Genomic DNA, 15,610 nt, shown 5'->3' with positions numbered 1-15,610 from the left:
CCGTCCAACTTTTCACCCTCGCTACCAGCAAACCCACTAACGACGGCCAACCGGCCATCACCAAGCGCGCACGCTCACGTGAGGCAACGACCACCCCTACGCGCGCATCTTGACGTGAGGCAACAGGCCGACAGAACCTCCGCTCGAATTCAGCCGCCCCACACCGTCATCAGCGTCACGTAGCACGCCGTCCCGACGAGGATGCTCAGCAGCGCCCGACCGCGCCACAGCTGCAGACCCGTCGTCACCGCGACGGCCACCGCCAGCCACAAGAGCTGTAGCGCGGTGTCCCCCACAACCGTCTTCACCGAGTACAGCGCCAGCATGGCCATCACGCCCACCGGCATGTGCACGCTCAGGTAGCGCACCACGGCGCTGTCGCGCATCGGCGCCAGCACCGCGAACGGCAACGCGCGCAGCGCCCACGTCACTGCGGCGCTCACGCCGACGAGGAGCGCCATGTACCCGGTGTCAGGCATGCCGGGTCCGTCGCCGCAGCAGCAACATCGCGGTGAAGGCAGCGAATGCGCACACCAGCATCTGACCCGGCACCAGCAGCCACGCCCCGACGGCGCACAGCACCGCCAGCACCGCCGTCAGCGGATCGGGCCGCTGCCGGTACGCCTCGATGCCCAGCACGATGAACAGCGCGGTCAGCGCGAAGTCCAGGCCGACGAGCCGGTCGATCGGCAGCACCTCGCCCAGCACGCCGCCCAGAGCTGCACCGGTCACCCACAGCAGGTGAAACATCAACTGCATGAACAGGATCGGGCGGGTGGTCCACCCCTGCGCCTGCGGGCTGACCCCGACCGCATACGCCTCGTCGGACAGCGTGTACGTGCTGTAGAGCTTCGCCGCGACACCGCGCACCCGGTGCAGGGGGAACGACAGCGCGTAGAAGATGTGCCGCGAATTGACCACCAGCGTGGTCAGCGCGACGGTCGCGACCGGCGCGCCGCCCGCCACCAGTGCCACCATCAGGAATTCGAGCGACCCCGCGTAGATCACCCCGGCGAACACCGGCGCCCACCACCACGCCAACCCGGCGTGCACCACCAGGAAGCCCAGCGCCATGCCCAGCGGGATGAACGCCAGACCGAGCGGCGCGACCAACGTCAGCACCCGCCGCATCGCCGAACACCTCCTCCGACCCGTCTTCGAGACGCTAGCTTGTCATGCGTGGATGTCTTCGATGAATGGCGACGCGGCGGAACGACTTTCACCTGGGCATCGACCACGCCCGCCAACGCCGGCCGGCAGGTCGAGGTGTTCGCGCGCCGGGCCGGCACACCGGGTGCACCGGCGCTGATCTGCGTGCACGGCTTTCCGACGGCGAGCATCGACTTCCGCGCCCTCGCCGGGGAACTGTCCGAAGACGTCGAGATCTTCACGCTCGACTTCCCGGGTTACGGGCTCTCGGAGAAGCCATCGGCACCCTACGCCTATTCCCTCTACGACGACGCGCGACTACTGGTGCACGCGATCACCGAGGTGTGGGGGCTCGGCGACTACCGGATGATCACCCATGACCGAGGGAGCAGCATCGGCATGATCGCGCTGGCGATGCTCGCCGACACCGACGCCCCCATGCCGCAGGAGGTGTTCCTGACCAATGCCAACATTTTCCTGCCCCTGGCCAACCTGACCGCGTTCCAGGTGGCGCTGCTCGACGACGCGACCGGCCGTGCCACCGCGGCGGCGACGACACCGCAAATGCTCGCGGCCGGACTCGGCGCCACCACGTTCATGCCGCGTCGCGATCTGGCGGACCCTGAGATCGCCGCACTGGCCCAGTGTTTCGCCCACAACGATGGCATCGCGGTGCTCCCCGACACCATCCGATACCTGCACGAGCGCACCGCCGACGAAGAGAGCTGGCTCCAGCGCCTCTCCACGATCGACGTCGACACCACGCTGATCTGGGGCCTGCACGACAGTGTCGCGCCGCTGCGGGTGGCCACCCACGTCTGGCAGGCCCACCTGAGGTCGAAGCCGGGCCGCAACCGCTTCTGGGTGGTGCCCACCGCAGACCACTATGTGCAGTGCGACGCACCGGCGCAGCTCGCGCAGATCATCCGACTGACCTCGGCCGGGGACTCCATCGCCCTGCAGACGCTCGGCGACCGCCCCGACGGGGCGGTGCTCATCGACCAGTCAGACCACCGTTAGCGTTGCAGCACTGGAGATTCCGGCAGCATCGAATGCCTTGGCAATCGCCGCCTGCTGGGCGGCGGTCAGCCCGACCGACTGCGCCGCGCTCTGCACCGCGGCGCGTCCGTCGCTGAAAACCGACCCCGCACTCAGCCGGAACAGTGCGCGGTAGAAGACCTCGGCCCAGGTGTCGTTGGAGATTCCCGCAGTCGCCGGGTCGGTCATCATCAGATAGGCGGCATGGCTGAAGATCGTGCTGTTGACGTGTTCGCCGCCGTCGTCGAGGCTGCCTTGGTAACGAGTCGCGTAGGTGACTCGGTGGGGCCCGAGCGACGTGCTGATCGACGCCGGGTCCGCGAGATCGCGGATGGCGCCGAGGTCGGAGTCCTCACCGAGAAGCCAACGGTCACTTCCGGAATCGTTCTCGATCAGCGTCCCCATGATGTCAGCGAGCGCTTCGTTGAGCGCACCGGATTCACCGTAATCCAGCACCGAGACGGCACCCGTCGGGCCACCGACCACGTAGGTGACCACGGCGTGGGTGTACTCGTGGCCGATGACATCGACCGCCGCCTCGAGGTGACCGCCGTCGCCGAACGCGAACTGGCCGATGCTGGGATCCCAGAACGCGTTCTGATATCCGCCGTTCGGTCGGCCCGGGTTGTAGCGAATGCTCACCAGTACCGGCGCCCCGCTGCCGTCGAACGATGTCCGCCCCAGCACGTCGCGGTAGTAGTCGTAGACCTCCGCGATGTTGGCATGCGCGGACACCGCGTCGTTGCTCCATCCGAGCCACCCCCGCTTGACCACCGTGCCCGGCAGGAAACCACCCAGCAGGCCCAAGTACGGGAAAGACGTCTTGTAGGTCGTGATGTCGCGGCCGGCGTCGATCAACCGGGAGACCGTGGACCACGGCGACGTGCGAACGTCGATGATGATGGTCCGCCGCTGGCCGAGCCAGTCTTTGGCGACGTCTCTGGCCGAGACCGGGTCCGCCGTGGCACGCGCGACGACGACGTCGCCGACAGCAGCACCGTCCGCACCGATCAACACAGTGCTGCCCGGGCGGGAGAAGCGGATCCCCGGCACCGCGCCGACGACCTGCCAGGCCAGGATCGGCGCTGTCTTGTTGTCGGGGGCGTACACCACCAACTGCTGGTCGGCCATCCGCCGCAACCGCGGTGGCGCAGCGTCGGGCGTGACGTCGAACGAATCGGACAGCCCGCGGTAGTGGTTGACCAGTCCGGTCACCGCACCGGTCGCGTCGGTCACCAGGATGACGTCACTGCCGAGCACGGGCACACCGTCGATGGTCTCGGCGAAGCGATAGTAGGTTTCGGCGTCGTCCCCGCTTCCGGCGGTGGACACGGTGATGCCGCGCGCATCGGCGAACCCCTCACGGATGCCCAACGTCTGCGCGACACCGTTCATCACCGCCGCAGCATCGGCCACACCGGTCACTGCCCGATCGTCGAACCTGCCGTCGATGGTGCGCACCGGATCCGCGGCAGGGTCTTCGGCAGCGTCGCCCGCCGGCACGGCGATGGTCACCTCGGTGGGTCGGCGTCCACCCAGCAGCCCGTGCAGGTGGAAGGGATTGCCCGGCGCGTCGTCGACGGCAATCGTGAAACTGTCTGCCCGACCTGCCTTTCCGGCGGCCGGCGTGTAGACGAACCCGCCGTCGGCATCGATGGCCACCGACCCCCAGGCCGCACCCGAGCTGACGGTGTAGGTGAGGTCGGTGTCGTCACGGTCGGAGGCATTCAGGTTGCCGCGGACGGCACCGTCCTCCGTCGGCTCAGCCGTATCGGGATCTGCCGTCGGCCGCCGGTTGTGCAGGGTGTACCGGCGCTGCTGGGCCGCTTCTCGGCGCGCTTCGATCCGCGCGGCACGCCGCTCCCGCGGCGTCGCCGTGTTCGCACTGCGGGCGGTGGACTGCGTCGCTGTGGCGTCGGACCCGTCCGAGGGCGCGGCCGATGCGACGCCCGGCGCCATCAGCACACCGACACCGAATCCCAGGACCGCCACCCCGGTCCACACACCCGTGGGCGCTCGATGACAACTGACCACGGTGACCCCCTCGGCGACGGTGCTCGTGCCGGAACTTACCACCGACGCCCTCATATCTGACGGCACTGACCACAAGCCGACGCGCGCACTAGGCTGACACGGTGAGTCTTCTGCTCGGTCCGGTGCTGCGCCATGTCGGTGAGACGACCGCGACGGTCTGGGTGCAGACCGACGCGCCGGCCGAGGTGGAGGTGCTCGGTTGCCGGACCCCCACATTCGAGGTGCAGGGCTGCCACTACGCGCTCGTCCCGGTCAGCGGGCTGACCCCCGACACCGTCACTCCCTACGCTGTGCGTGTCGACGGTGCGACGTGCTGGCCGGAGCCGGATTCGTCGTTCCCACCCAGCGTCATCAGGACGCGAGGACCGGAGACCGCCGACCGGCTGCGGGTCATCTTCGGCTCGTGCCGCTACCCCAAGACCGGTGAGGAGAAGCTCGATCGCAAGCTCGGGCTCGACGCCCTGGACTGCTATTCGACCCGGCTCACCGACCTACCCGTGTCGGAATGGCCGGATGCCCTGCTCCTTCTCGGCGATCAGGTGTACGCCGACGAGTTGACCCCCGAGGCGCGCCGCAACCTGTCCGGCCGCCGCTCGGCGGGCAAGCGCTCGGCCAACCGCCGGCCGCCCGAAGAGGTGGTGTCGTTCTCCGAGTACGTCGGCCTCTACCGGCACACCTGGGGTGACCCCGAGATCCGCTGGATTCTCTCGACGCTGCCGACGGCGATGATCTTCGACGACCACGACATCCGCGACGACTGGAACACGTCGGCGACATGGCGCGCCGAGATCAACGCCCAGCCGTGGTGGCGGGACCGGATCCGCGCCGGGCTGGCCTCGTACTGGGTGTATCAGCATCTGGGCAATCTCAGCCCGACCGAGCTGGACAGCGACGACGACTACCAGAAGGTGCTCGCCGCCGACGGCGACTGCTGGCCGATGCTGGCCGAACTCGCCGACCGGGCCGACAGCGAGGTCGACGGCGACAAGGGCCTGCGGTTCAGCTTCCGGTGGGATCTGGGCCGCAGCCGGCTCGTCATGGTCGACTCCCGCAATGCCCGCATTCTCGACGGCGGGGAGCGAAAGATGTTGGGCGACCGCGAGTTCGCCTGGGTCGAGCAGCAAATCAGCGATCTGTCGGGCGTCGATCACCTGATCATCGGGTCGTCGTTGCCGTGGCTGTTGCCGCCGGCCCTCGGCGATGTGCAGATCGTCAACGAGATCGCCGCGGGCCGCCAGGGACTGCGTGGGCGACTCGGCGAGAAGATCAGGCAGGGCGCCGATCTCGAGCACTGGCCGGCGTTCTTCGCCTCGTTTGTTCGGCTGAGCACGATGATCGCCGACGCCGCACGCCCGCGCCCTGACGGCCCGGCGACCATCTCGGTGCTCTCCGGCGACGTGCACCACAGCTACGCCGCCCGCGCCGATTTCGGCGAGCCCAGCGGTGCGCAGGTGCACCAACTGGTCTGCTCGCCGGTGCACAACTACGTGCCCGCCTACGTCAAACCCGCGTTCAAGCTCGGCTGGTCGGCACCGGCGGCCCGCCTCGCGCGCCGCTGGGCGCGCAGGGCGGGTTCGCCGGAGCTGCCGGTGTCGTGGCGCAACCTCAGCGGGCCGCTGTTCGGCAACACGATCGCCTCGTTGATCGCCGTAGGCCGCGGGGCCGACGTGGTGTTCGAGCAACCCCGTGACGACGGCACCCTGGCCGAGGCGGCAACCATCGTGCTCAGTGCACTCAGTGCACCCCTTCCATCTGGCGGCTGATCCACGGCGAGATCACGAACACCACGACACCCGCCGCCACGGCCACCGCACCGAGGATGCCGAAGTACGCGGCCTCGTTGGACGTGTCGTAGTAGCCCGCGAGCACTCCGGACATCGCCGTACCCAGACCGACCGAGAAGAAGTACAGCGCCATCATCTGCGCGCGGAATGCCTCCGGCGCCAGCTTGGTGGTCACCGACAGGCCGATCGGCGACAGCAGCAGTTCGGAGACCGCGAACACGGCCATGATCGCCATCACCAGCAGCGCCGGGGTGCTGCGGCCGGTACCGCCGGCCAGCGGTACGAAGCACAGGAACGCCAGGCCCATGCCGACCACGCCGTAGGCGAATTTGCGCGGGGTGGTGGGCGCGCGGTTACCGAGGCGCGTCCACAGCAGCGCGAACAGCGGGGAGAGCAGGATGATCCACACCGGCTCGATCGAACCGATCCAGCTCGACGGCGCCGTCCAACCGAAGATCGACCAGTTCATGCGTTCGTCGGAGTACACGGCGAGGACCGTGAAGATCTGCTGGAACAGGGACCAGAACACCGCGTTCGCGACGAACAGCGGGATGAATGCCCGCACCCGGACCCGCTCCTCCCCGTCCACCTTCGGGCTGCGCAGCATGATCGCGAAGTAGGCCACGGATGCGACGACGATGACGCCGGTGGTCACCTGGGAGAGGTTGGCCAGGGTGACCAGCCGCAGCGCGATGGCCACGCCGATCACCACCACGGCACCGATCATGACGGCTGCGGTCTTGCCGACAGCGCTGCGCGGCAACGGGTTCGGGACCTCACGCCCGTGCCCGCCGAGGTTGCGACGGAACGCCACGTACTGCGCCAGACCGAGCGCCATGCCTATCGCGGCCGCCCCGAAGCCGTAGTGGAAGCCGACGTGGGTCTGCAGCAGCCCGGTGATCAGCGGCCCGATGAACGCGCCGAGGTTGATGCCCAGATAGAACAGCGTGAAGCCACCGTCGGCGCGCGCGTCGCCCTTGTCGTAGAGCGTGCCCAGCAGCGACGAGGCGTTCGCTTTCAGCGCGCCGGAGCCGAGGGCCACGCACACGAGGCCGACGCCGACTCCGGCCAGCCCCGGCAGGATCGCCAGGGCGATGTGGCCGATCATCACCACCACGCCGCCGTAGAACACGGTGCGCTCCATGCCGAGTACCCGGTCGGCGATCCATCCGCCCAGCACCGTCGACAGGTACACCAGACCGCCGTAGGCGCCGACGATTCCGGTGGCCGTGCTCTGCGGCAGGCCCAGCCCGCCGTCGGTGACCGAGTAGTACAGGTAGTAGGCCAGGATCGTGAGCATCCCGTAGAAGGAGAACCGTTCCCACAGCTCCACTCCGAACAGGTTGGTCAGCCCGATCGGGTGCCCGAAGAATGTCCGCGCACTGTTGTCTTCTCGGATTGTCATGGGACCACCCTTACACTCGGCTGCATGCCGGTACCCGAGACCCCGAAACGTGGCCAGGAATCGGTGTGGGACTACCCTCGCCCGCCCCGACTCGAAGACTTCGCCGGGTCCATCACTGTCGAACTGGGCGGGCAGGTGATCGCCTCCACCGAGCGCGCGTGGCGGGTGCTCGAGACCAGCCACCCCCCGACGTACTACCTCCCGGCGAGCAGTTTCGCCGACGGGGTGCTGCGGAAGGCCGAGGGCGCCTCGTGGTGCGAATGGAAAGGCCAGGCAAGCTATTTCGACCTGGTGACGCCGTCGGCGGTGGCTCCGCGTGCGGCGTGGACCTACCCGCGACCCACCCCGGGGTTCGCCGCCATCGCCGGCGCGGTGGCCGTGATGGCCGCGGCCGTGGATCGCTGCACCGTCAACGGTGAACAGGTCGTCCCACAACCCGGGGGGTTCTACGGCGGCTGGATCACCAGCTGGATCGCCGGCCCCTTCAAGGGTGTGCCCGGCTCGATGGGGTGGTGAGGGGCGGGCTCAGCAGCCAGTTCCTCAGCAGCCGAGGTCGATGACGGCTCCGGTGACGATGCTGTTGCCGGCGGCCAGCGAAATGCCCATCTGCTTGTAGAGCGCATTGACCGCGACCGGCGCCGGCTGTCCGCTGCCGAGAATCGCGCAGGCCATCGAGCCCGCGGTGAGCAACTGGTCGCGGGTCAGCGACGTGTACACCGGCTCCAGACCCTCGAGATAGCCGGCCGTGTCCGCCGTAGCGGGCGCTGCCAGCGTCATCATCGCCACCACCGAGGCGGCCACACCCAGACCCACGCGTGATCGGTTCACCTTGTCAGCCCCCTGTCGTCGAGCACATCCTATGCCGCGGGAAGTACCGCGCGGGGGGTCATTTGTCGGAGAGCCAGCCGTACTGCCGTCCGCAGTCGGCACAGTCGACATCGAGGAACCAGCGCGTGACGCGGTCGGAGCCGGCAGACCAGGTGGGCTGAGACGAGACGACCGGAGCGCTGTGACCGCATTTGCCGCACATCGCTTCGATCGGGACGTTCACCCGTCGAACGTAACCGCTGGTAACGCCGTTGACCAGCTTTTGACGAGCCTTCGACGAGCCTTCGAACTCAGCGCGGCGGATCACCGCGCCACGCAAAACTGTTGACATATTTGCCCATATCGAGTGCAAGCTGCACATTGGCTCCCGAGGGTTTGCCTGGCCCGAAATCCGGCCCGAACTGGTGGTACGGGCCGACCACTGAGGCGATCAGCGCGAGATCGTTTTTCACCGCGGCAAGAACCAGCACCCGCATGCGGGTGTAGCTGCTCGTGGAGCCCTGTGGGTAGTAGTCGATGGTCTCGCCGAAGCCGGGTTGGTACCCGACCATGGCGTTGGGGATCTCGTAGACGACACGTCCGTCGGGGACATGCTGCGCCTTCAGGTCGTCGACGATCTGACGGGCCGCCCTGCCCGCGGCGGGTTGGCTGGAGAGCCGCAGCGTGCCGCCCTCCCCACCGGTGAACTCGGCGACGACACCGTCGTCGCCGGTGGTGATGCGGTAGGACGAACCGGCCGCCGGATACGACACCGAGAAGGAGCCGTCCGGCGCGGTGAACCGCGGGTTGATCGCCACCGGGGTGCCGATCGGTGCGCGTCCGCAGTCGGGGGGACAGACGAAGCGCACCGGCGGCGTGGTCACCCGGGAGGAGATCACCGCGAGCACAGCGCCCACCAGAATCACCGGAATGAGCCACAGCAGCAACACCATTCGGTGCGAGGGCCGGCCCACCGCCGGGGCGTGTCCGCCACTGACGGAGTAGCCGGGGAAGAACGTCGTGGTGGTCAAGACTGTTCGCCGTCGGTGTCGATGCGCTGAGGCCGAGCACTGCGGCGCTGCGCGCGCGACGACCGCGAGGACGCACGGGCGGCGACTCCGCACACCGGGCAGAAGGCCATGTCGGGCACCACGTGGCCGCAGTGTTGGCAGACGACGGGTTCGTCGCCGACCGTCTCGTCGTGCGCCTCGTGCAGCAGCGCCAAGTGCAGGCTGATGCGCAGCAGGAACAGCGCCGCCGCGGCCACCACCGCGTACAGGGCCAGCATCAGCAACTGCCGCGAGCGGGAGATGTCGACCATTCCCAGCGCGATCGACAACGCGAGTACGGCGACCGCGAACGCCACCATCACGAATCGGACCACGCCGGGCCGTTGATCCTTCTTGCTCTCGGGGCGGGTGAACCACAGCGCGACGCCCACCAGACCACCGGTGGCCGCGGCGATCAGCGGTGCCGCGACGCCCCGGATGCCGGCCTCGACCAGATAGAACGTCAGTGGGGCGTCACTGACCAGGCCGGTGTCCAGCTGCGGCACCAGCCGCGTCATCATCGCCGCGGCGGTGAAACTCAGCGCACCGAGTGCACCGATCATGAACCCTTCCAGGGACTCCCGCGTCGGCGGACCCATCAGCCGAACCACGATCACGGGCACCAGCATCAGGATCGCGCCGGCGAGCGGAAGAGCGGCACCCTCCTGGATCATCTGCCCGCCACTCATGCCCACCCCGACGGCGGCACCGGAGGCCCGGTCGAACGCGACGCCGGCCACCAGGACGAACCCGACCCCGAGCAGCACGCCGAGCCCGATCGTCAGCGCGAGGATGCGCGCCGGCAGATCGCGCAGTGCGTCGGCCTCGCGCAGGTACACGAGGAACAGCGCGGGCAGCCCCAGCACGCCCACCGAGATCAAGGCCGCAGGCATCCGCAGCAGCGCGAAGGCCACCAGAGCGACCAGCATGACCCCCAACGCCACCCGGAACGCGCCGCGGTGGGGTAGGTGCGGGAACAGCGAACTCAGCAACGAGGGGGCCAGTACGTTCTCCCCCGGCGCGGCACCGAAGTTGCGGAAGCGCAACCAGTCCGGGCCCTCCCACTTGCGGGGCGTCAGATGACATCCGCAGAGGCCGCAGAATTCGCCGTCGGGCACGTCGATCCGACAGATCCGGCATTCGGTGGTCGGAAAAGGACTCTCGTCGCTCATGAGTTCTCCTGTTGCACATCCGCGACGTCGCGCACGAGGTTGTCGACCCGCGGGGTGCCGAGGCCGGTGACGAGGTCGTACCCGGGCGCGGCGTCGTCGACGGCGTTGCCGCCCAGCGTCACATCACGGAACGCCGGCAGCCGCGCCCCGGCGGCGATCCGATACAGCAATGGGTTGAGGTCTCCGAGCGGGCGCCCGCCGGTGGAGCGCAGATAGTCGTTCATCACTGCGGCCAGGCCCGCCCAAATGGGCGCAGCCTGCGAGGTGCCGCCGCCGATCGTCGGCTGGCCGTCGAGGATGAAGCTCACCCCGGTGAAAGGGTCAGCCACCGCGGACACATCGGGTGTCAGCCGCCTCCCGGTGGCGCGGCCCGACGGGACGGCACCCTGCACCCCGCGCTGCCACGGCGGCAGGTCGAACAGCTCCGAGACGCCGCCACTGGTGCCGAGCGACAGCGGCACGTCATACCAGGACTGCTCCCCCAACCAGGCGCCGGTCGCGGTGGTCGACAGCGTGGTGCCGCCGACGTTGACCATCTCGGGAAGAGAGGCAACGGAATTCAGCCCGATGCTGTCCTGCTCGGGCGCCGACGACCAGTCGTCACCACTCTTGCACTCCAGACCGGCGAGATCGCCGTTCGCCATGAACGCGGTGGTGCCGCGGCCCGCCGCCGCCACCAAAGCCGACTGTGCGGGCGCGAGATCTGTTGCGGTGAGCAGCTTGTCGCACCCCCAGCTGATCGAGAAACTCCAACTTGCGCCGGGGAACTGCTGATCGACATCGGCCATCAGCTGCCCGATTTTGACGTAGGCGCCGTCACCCTCCACGGTGGGCCGCGCGTTCACCACGATCGTGCGCGCGTCGGGGGCGATGGCGTGCACGACAGACAGATCCATGGTGGTCTCGGCGCTCGGTTCGTCGAACGCTTCGCCGAACACGGTCGGCGTGAAAGCCGGAAGGTCGTTGCTCGTGCTGAACGCGTCGAGGTCGGACTGCCGGAATCCACCGAAGGCGAAGATGGCGACGGTCTGACCCTTGCCGGTGTAGCCGTCGGCGACGAGCCGATCGGATTCGTAGGTGGTGCGCAGGGCCGCGGGGGTGAGCCCGAATTCGGGCACGTCCAGAGGCAGTTGCCGAGGCTGGTTGTCCCGGAAGGGGGTGTAGCCGAGGATGCGACCCACGGCCCCGACGTCCTCGGTCACCGCGTCCGGGACGGCAGGCTGGCGGCGGGAGGCATAGAAGACCGTGCCGTGGCGCTCGCGGTAGTCGTGCACGTCGACGCGGAACGCACGGGCAACGGCTTGGGCGCCGCCCTCGACGACCGCCCAGCGCTGCCCCGGTTGCCAATGCACCGAAAGCGCCTGGCTGTCGGCCCATTGGGTCAGGGCGGTGGGCGCGGCGGCATCGCGCAGCTCGACGACGAGTTGGGCGGAGCGGTCGTGCGAGGGACCGAGATCGACCGAGTGGGCCAGCAGGGCGGCGTACGGCCCGCCGATCAGCTGCCCCGGCCCACCGGCGGGCGTCGGCCGCATCGGGGCGACACTGGTGGTGAGGAGTACGAGGACCCCCACCACCAGTGCCGTAAAGCCCGCGACGCGGAATGCAGGCGCACGAACATCAGTGACGATGGCTCACCACTGTCACTGAGGCGCGCGGGGCGCCCCCGGGTTCCTGCCGTTGTCATTGGCGTTGGGCGGAATCGAGGTGAACGGGTTGCCACCGGCAGTGCGGGGCGCGTTCTCCGTCGGCGACGCCGGAGGCGGCGTAGCCGGGGTGGTGGCCGGCGGCGTCGTGGTCGTCGTCGTGGTCGTCGTCGTGGTGGTGGAGGTCTCCGGGGCGTTGCCCTCGTTGGAGCTACACCCCACAGCCAGCCACGTCATCGCCGAGAGGGCGACACCGCCGGCAACCAGCGAGAAGCGACTGGTCTTTGATCTCATACTTCGTTCCCATCTGTTCGTCGAGCCGCATGCCTTCCCAGATTCCTGGGTAGCGACTAGATCTTCACATTTTGCCGTCGTCTCGACCAGCGCAGGAGCGTTTTCCTGTGTAGCCGCTGTCAATCGGTCCGACGCGCGAGCCGGCCCCGGTGACAACCGCACGGTGCGTAGTGTCGGCGAAGCCGTGCAGCGTTACACCGGGCTGGTGCTGGCCATACTGGCTGCGTGGACACCGCGCTGCTGATCGTGACCCTGATCCTGTCGGCGGCGGTGATCACCCTCGGTGTGCTGCTCACCGTGTCGCGCCGCCAGCTCACGACCGCCCGAAAAGAGCTGCGACGTCAGCGCGAGCGCCTTCCCGGCGGGGCGCGCAGACGACGGCCAGGGGTGGCGCCCCTGGCGGTCAGGACCGTCGCGCACACCGTCAAGAGCGCCGACGCGCTGATCCGGCACGGCCTTGCCGGCACCGTGGGCACCGTGCGCAGCTCGGTCGACGACCTCGCGGCCTGGGCGCGGGTGGAACGGCCGGATCTGGCGCGCCTCACCTCCGACGGACGGGTCGTGCTGATGTTCTCCGACATCGAGGGGTCCACGGAGCGCAACGAGACGCTCGGAGACCAGGCCTGGGTGTCGCTGCTCGAGCGGCACAACCGACTCGTGGAGCGCAAAGTTGCCCAGCACCATGGCGTCGTGGTCAAGAACCAGGGGGACGGTTTCATGATCGCCTTCGCCGAGCCCGTCGACGCGATCCGGTGCGGTGTGGCGATCCAGCAGGCCCTGCAGTCCGATTCCGAGCGGTACGACGCCATTCGGGTACGGATCGGCATCCACGTCGGTACGTCGGTGCGCCGGGGCGACGATCTGTTCGGGCGCAACGTCGCGATGGCGGCGCGCATCGCAGATCTCGCAGCGGGAGGCGAGATCCTCGTCAGCGACGAGGTGCGGGAGTCGGCGGGCGGGGCCGACGGCATCGCGTTCGACGATCCCGTCGAGGTCGAACTCAAGGGGCTGCGCGGCACCCAGTCGGTGTCTTCGGTCAGCCTTGTGCCCTGACATCCCAGGTCCCCGTGGAACCCAGGTCGTAGTGCAACACTGTCACCGCGACGGAAGGATGCGTATGTCGTACTGGACGTTCAGAACACTCAGGGCAGTCGGTGTTGCCGCGATGGTGGGCCTGGTCGTGATGACGGGTTCACCACCCGCACTCGCCCAGCCGGTCGCCGGACAGGACCCGACGCCGTTCGTCGGGGTGGCACCGTTCGGTCCGCCGAAAGTGGCTCCGGTGAACGGTGCCACCGTCGGCGTCGGGCAGCCGATCATCATTGACTTCCCCGGCCTCGTCGACAATTCCGTCGCCGCCGAGAACGCCGTGCACGTCTCTTCGGTCCCGCCGGTACCCGGCAAGTTCTACTGGATGACACCGACCCAGCTGCGCTGGCGCCCACTGGATTTCTGGCCCGCGCACACCACGGTGACCGTCGACGCCGGCGGCGCGGTGTCCAGTTTTCAGACAGGTGACACCCTCATCGCCACCGCGGACGACACGACCCACCAGTTGACCGTCACCCGCAACGGGGTGGTGGAGAAGACCATTCCGATGTCGATGGGGATGGCCGCCGGTGGCCACCAGACACCGAATGGCACCTACTACGTGCAGGAGAAGATGCCGTCGGTGGTGATGGACTCCTCGACCTACGGCGTCCCGGTGGATTCGACGTACGGGTACAAGACCACGGTGGAGCTGGCCGTCCGCTTCGACGACAGCGGCGACTTCGTGCACAGCGCGCCGTGGTCGGTCGCCGATCAGGGCAAGCGCGACGTCAGCCACGGATGCATCAACATCAGCCCTGCCAACGCGCAGTGGTTCTACGACAACTTCGGCGCCGGGGACCCCATCGTCGTGAAGAACTCCGGCGGCGGCACCTATTCACGGCACGACGGCTCCAACGACTGGCAGCTGTAAGGCCGGCATGAACGTCGAAGCCATCCTGCAGACGATCCCACCGATCGCGGTCTACATCCTGGTGGGCGCGGTCATCGGCATCGAGAGTCTCGGCATCCCCCTGCCCGGCGAGATCGCGCTCGTCAGCGCGGCGCTGCTGTCGTCACGCCACAGCCTCGACATCAGCCCGATCGGTGTCGCGGGAGCGGCCGCGCTCGGCGCCATCATCGGCGACACGATCGGCTACTCGATCGGGCGGCGCTACGGGATGGGGTTGTTCGAACGGCTCGGTAAGCGTTTCCCGAAACACTTCGGCCCCGGGCATGTCGCACTGGCGAAGCAACTCTTCCAGCGGTGGGGCGTCTGGGCGGTGTTCTTCGGCCGGTTCATCGCGCTGCTGCGGATCTTCGCGGGGCCGCTCGCCGGTGCCATGCGGATGCGCTACCCGCGCTTCCTCGCCGCCAACGCCAGCGGCGCGATCGTGTGGGCCGGCGGCACGGTCGCCGTCATCTACTACGCGGGCATGGCGGCCGAGCGCTGGCTGTCCCGGTTCTCGTGGATCGCACTGGTCGCAGCGGTCCTGATCGGCATCGGCGCGACACTGCTGATGCGCGAACAGACTTCGCGTCTCATCGCCCAGCTGGAGGCCGAGAACGACTGGGAGACGCTGCGCCACCAGTAGCGTCGCCGCACGGATGTAACAGCTGTTACAGTCCCGAATGTGGCAATCAAGGACGTGCGGTGGCTCGTGCTGTTCGTGCGGCTCCCCTCAGAACCATCGCGGCATCGCGTGGCGGTGTGGCGCGAGTTGCGGCGGACCGGCGCCATGCCTTTGGGACAGGGGTCATGGGCGGTGCCCGAGGTCTCCGCGTTCACCGACGGAATCGACCGTGCCGTCGAGATGGCCGAACGCGGCGACGGTGAGGTCGTCGTGTTGTCGGCGGTGGCGCGCTCCGATCGTGATGACGAACGACTCGTCGCCCTTTTCACCGGGGAACGCGAGGAGGAATGGTCTGAGTTCATCGCGGACTGCGGCAAATTCGACGCCGAGATCGACCGCGAGATCGAACAGTCGAAGTTCACGATGGCCGAACTCGAAGAGGAAGAACAGAGCCTCGAACGGTTACGGCGCTGGCATCGCACGATCAAGTCGCGCGATATCTTCGGCGCCCCGTCCTCGGCGCACGCCGACCACATGCTGAAGCACTGCCAGGAGCGGCTGGCCGACTACACCGAGCGAGTCTTCGCCGCTCTGCACACCAACTGAAAACGCCCCGCACGTGAGGACCCCGG

The 15,610-nt window shown here is 68.4% G+C and carries 17 protein-coding genes; 7 read left to right on the top strand and 10 right to left on the bottom strand.

Translation table 11 applies throughout. From position 1 onward, the window contains the following. Positions 1-149: 149 nt before the first annotated feature. On the bottom strand, positions 150-479 hold the full coding sequence (locus DMB80_RS22505) for a branched-chain amino acid transporter permease (RefSeq protein WP_111511897.1): 330 nt from the start codon (positions 477-479) through the stop codon (positions 150-152). Continuing rightward, positions 472-1,131 (bottom strand): AzlC family ABC transporter permease, encoded by a 660-nt coding sequence (locus DMB80_RS22500; RefSeq protein WP_111511896.1) that lies wholly within the window; start codon positions 1,129-1,131, stop codon positions 472-474. The genes DMB80_RS22505 and DMB80_RS22500 overlap by 8 nt, the downstream gene beginning before the upstream one ends. Before the next feature lie 48 nt (positions 1,132-1,179). Between DMB80_RS22500 and DMB80_RS22495 the strand changes: the two genes are divergently transcribed. After that, complete coding sequence (locus DMB80_RS22495) at positions 1,180-2,169, top strand: alpha/beta fold hydrolase (protein ID WP_111511895.1); 990 nt, start codon at positions 1,180-1,182, stop codon at positions 2,167-2,169. On the opposite strand, the gene DMB80_RS22490 is transcribed toward DMB80_RS22495, so the two are convergent. After that, positions 2,155-4,263, bottom strand: coding sequence for a M4 family metallopeptidase (locus DMB80_RS22490; protein ID WP_240431341.1), 2,109 nt, complete (start codon positions 4,261-4,263; stop codon positions 2,155-2,157). The two genes, DMB80_RS22495 and DMB80_RS22490, sit on opposite strands and share 15 nt — an antisense overlap. A gap of 59 nt (positions 4,264-4,322) precedes the next feature. On the opposite strand from DMB80_RS22490, the gene DMB80_RS22485 reads away from it, so the two are divergent. Next, the gene (locus DMB80_RS22485; protein WP_111511893.1) at positions 4,323-5,984 is read left to right on the top strand and encodes an alkaline phosphatase D family protein; all 1,662 of its coding nucleotides are present in this window, start codon (positions 4,323-4,325) and stop codon (positions 5,982-5,984) included. Here DMB80_RS22485 and DMB80_RS22480 read toward each other — a convergent pair. Continuing rightward, on the bottom strand, positions 5,956-7,410 hold the full coding sequence (locus DMB80_RS22480; protein WP_111511892.1) for a peptide MFS transporter: 1,455 nt from the start codon (positions 7,408-7,410) through the stop codon (positions 5,956-5,958). The two genes, DMB80_RS22485 and DMB80_RS22480, sit on opposite strands and share 29 nt — an antisense overlap. 24 nt (positions 7,411-7,434) lie before the next feature. Between DMB80_RS22480 and DMB80_RS22475 the strand changes: the two genes are divergently transcribed. After that, entirely contained in the window at positions 7,435-7,926 is a 492-nt protein-coding gene (locus tag DMB80_RS22475; protein WP_111511891.1) for a DUF427 domain-containing protein, read from the top strand. A gap of 24 nt (positions 7,927-7,950) precedes the next feature. Here the strand turns inward: DMB80_RS22475 and DMB80_RS22470 are convergent, their stop codons facing one another. The 6 genes from DMB80_RS22470 to DMB80_RS22450 form a co-directional block, all read right to left on the bottom strand. Next, on the bottom strand, positions 7,951-8,238 hold the full coding sequence (locus tag DMB80_RS22470) for a DUF732 domain-containing protein (protein ID WP_162938672.1): 288 nt from the start codon (positions 8,236-8,238) through the stop codon (positions 7,951-7,953). 58 nt (positions 8,239-8,296) lie between these two features. Continuing rightward, positions 8,297-8,545 carry a DUF7160 family protein gene (locus DMB80_RS28245; RefSeq protein ID WP_162938671.1) on the bottom strand — a complete coding sequence of 83 codons (249 nt, stop codon included), beginning with the start codon at positions 8,543-8,545 and terminating at the stop codon, positions 8,297-8,299. Further along, positions 8,529-9,248 carry a hypothetical protein gene (locus DMB80_RS22465; protein ID WP_111511889.1) on the bottom strand — a complete coding sequence of 240 codons (720 nt, stop codon included), beginning with the start codon at positions 9,246-9,248 and terminating at the stop codon, positions 8,529-8,531. Before DMB80_RS22465 ends, DMB80_RS28245 begins: the two co-directional genes overlap by 17 nt. Then, positions 9,245-10,438: a zinc ribbon domain-containing protein gene (locus tag DMB80_RS22460; RefSeq protein WP_111511888.1), complete on the bottom strand. Its 1,194-nt coding sequence runs from the start codon at positions 10,436-10,438 to the stop codon at positions 9,245-9,247. Before DMB80_RS22460 ends, DMB80_RS22465 begins: the two co-directional genes overlap by 4 nt. After that, on the bottom strand, positions 10,435-11,970 hold the full coding sequence (locus DMB80_RS22455) for a S53 family peptidase (protein ID WP_111511899.1): 1,536 nt from the start codon (positions 11,968-11,970) through the stop codon (positions 10,435-10,437). Before DMB80_RS22455 ends, DMB80_RS22460 begins: the two co-directional genes overlap by 4 nt. A gap of 108 nt (positions 11,971-12,078) precedes the next feature. Then, positions 12,079-12,375 carry a hypothetical protein gene (locus tag DMB80_RS22450; protein WP_162938670.1) on the bottom strand — a complete coding sequence of 99 codons (297 nt, stop codon included), beginning with the start codon at positions 12,373-12,375 and terminating at the stop codon, positions 12,079-12,081. A gap of 225 nt (positions 12,376-12,600) precedes the next feature. Between DMB80_RS22450 and DMB80_RS22445 the strand changes: the two genes are divergently transcribed. The 4 genes from DMB80_RS22445 to DMB80_RS22430 all read left to right on the top strand — a co-directional run bounded on the left by DMB80_RS22445 (position 12,601) and on the right by DMB80_RS22430 (position 15,584). After that, complete coding sequence (locus tag DMB80_RS22445) at positions 12,601-13,428, top strand: adenylate/guanylate cyclase domain-containing protein (RefSeq protein ID WP_111511887.1); 828 nt, start codon at positions 12,601-12,603, stop codon at positions 13,426-13,428. 112 nt (positions 13,429-13,540) lie between these two features. After that, the gene (locus DMB80_RS22440; protein ID WP_240431342.1) at positions 13,541-14,338 is read left to right on the top strand and encodes a L,D-transpeptidase; all 798 of its coding nucleotides are present in this window, start codon (positions 13,541-13,543) and stop codon (positions 14,336-14,338) included. A 7-nt stretch (positions 14,339-14,345) separates the two neighbouring features. Continuing rightward, positions 14,346-14,999, top strand: coding sequence for a DedA family protein (locus DMB80_RS22435; RefSeq protein WP_111511885.1), 654 nt, complete (start codon positions 14,346-14,348; stop codon positions 14,997-14,999). 39 nt (positions 15,000-15,038) lie between these two features. Further along, positions 15,039-15,584 (top strand): Chromate resistance protein ChrB, encoded by a 546-nt coding sequence (locus DMB80_RS22430; RefSeq protein ID WP_111511884.1) that lies wholly within the window; start codon positions 15,039-15,041, stop codon positions 15,582-15,584. The last annotated feature ends 26 nt before the right edge of the window (positions 15,585-15,610 follow it).

The sequence above is a fragment of the Mycobacterium kyogaense genome (assembly GCF_003254575.1).
Classification (GTDB): Bacteria; Actinomycetota; Actinomycetes; order Mycobacteriales; family Mycobacteriaceae; genus Mycobacterium; species Mycobacterium kyogaense.
Note: the sequence above shows the minus strand (reverse complement) of the source record. Positions and strands in the feature narration are given on the sequence as shown.

What these genes read in the sequence shown, in the direction of transcription:
- DMB80_RS22505 (WP_111511897.1), bottom strand. Translation starts at nt 479, where the DNA reads ATGCCTGACACCGGGTACATGGCGCTCCTCGTCGGCGTGAGCGCCGCA.
- DMB80_RS22500 (WP_111511896.1), bottom strand. Translation starts at nt 1,131, where the DNA reads ATGCGGCGGGTGCTGACGTTGGTCGCGCCGCTCGGTCTGGCGTTCATC.
- DMB80_RS22480 (WP_111511892.1), bottom strand. Translation starts at nt 7,410, where the DNA reads ATGACAATCCGAGAAGACAACAGTGCGCGGACATTCTTCGGGCACCCG.
- DMB80_RS22475 (WP_111511891.1), top strand. Translation starts at nt 7,435, where the DNA reads ATGCCGGTACCCGAGACCCCGAAACGTGGCCAGGAATCGGTGTGGGAC.
- DMB80_RS22460 (WP_111511888.1), bottom strand. Translation starts at nt 10,438, where the DNA reads ATGAGCGACGAGAGTCCTTTTCCGACCACCGAATGCCGGATCTGTCGG.
- DMB80_RS22455 (WP_111511899.1), bottom strand. Translation starts at nt 11,970, where the DNA reads ATGCGGCCGACGCCCGCCGGTGGGCCGGGGCAGCTGATCGGCGGGCCG.
- DMB80_RS22450 (WP_162938670.1), bottom strand. Translation starts at nt 12,375, where the DNA reads ATGAGATCAAAGACCAGTCGCTTCTCGCTGGTTGCCGGCGGTGTCGCC.
- DMB80_RS22440 (WP_240431342.1), top strand. Translation starts at nt 13,541, where the DNA reads ATGGTGGGCCTGGTCGTGATGACGGGTTCACCACCCGCACTCGCCCAG.
- DMB80_RS22435 (WP_111511885.1), top strand. Translation starts at nt 14,346, where the DNA reads ATGAACGTCGAAGCCATCCTGCAGACGATCCCACCGATCGCGGTCTAC.